This is a genomic window from Halobacillus litoralis (genome assembly GCF_009856445.1).
Lineage (GTDB): Bacteria > Bacillota > Bacilli > Bacillales > Halobacillaceae > Halobacillus > Halobacillus litoralis.
Genome location: NZ_WMFA01000045.1, coordinates 1 through 530, shown reverse-complemented (window position 1 = coordinate 530; position 530 = coordinate 1). Strand labels below are relative to the sequence as shown.

General features: G+C 67.0%; 1 protein-coding gene. It reads left to right on the top strand.

The features are described from left to right. The coding region (locus GLW00_RS21045) for a TIGR02444 family protein (RefSeq protein ID WP_160917094.1) at positions 1-474 on the top strand (474 nt) is incomplete at its 5' end. Between the last annotated feature and the right edge of the window lie 56 nt (positions 475-530).

The following is a 530-nucleotide window of genomic DNA, read 5'->3' as shown; positions in this document are numbered from 1 at the left end:
GACAATCCACTCTGGCAGTACGTGCTGACCCTATGGCGTCACGACGGATTCGCATACCAGTGCCTTGAGGCCCAGAACCAGGGTCTGGCGGTGACCCCGCTCCTGGTGGCGCTGTTCTGTGCCGCCCGCGATCGCCAAGCCCCGCAAACCGAGCCCGAGGGCATCCACCAGTGGCGCACCGATGTCACCGCCGACCTGCGCGCCCTGCGGATGAATCTGCCCAGGGGCAATGACACCACGGCCCCACTGCGCGACACCGTCAAGCAGGCGGAGCTGAAGGCCGAACAGGTGGAGCTGGCCTGGTGGTGGCAGCGCCTCGTGGATGACGGATCCGTCACGCAGTCGGGCCTTTCGCGCACGGCCCTGGCCCGCCATAATCTGGGCAGCCTCCTCCCGGGGCTCGACCCGGCCACTGCCGCATCGCTGGTTGAACTGTGGGGGGAGATCAAGGAAGCCAATGGAGAACCATCATGACGCGACGCACTTCCCTCGCGCTGCAACGCAGCACCATCGCCGGCGCCTGCCTGATG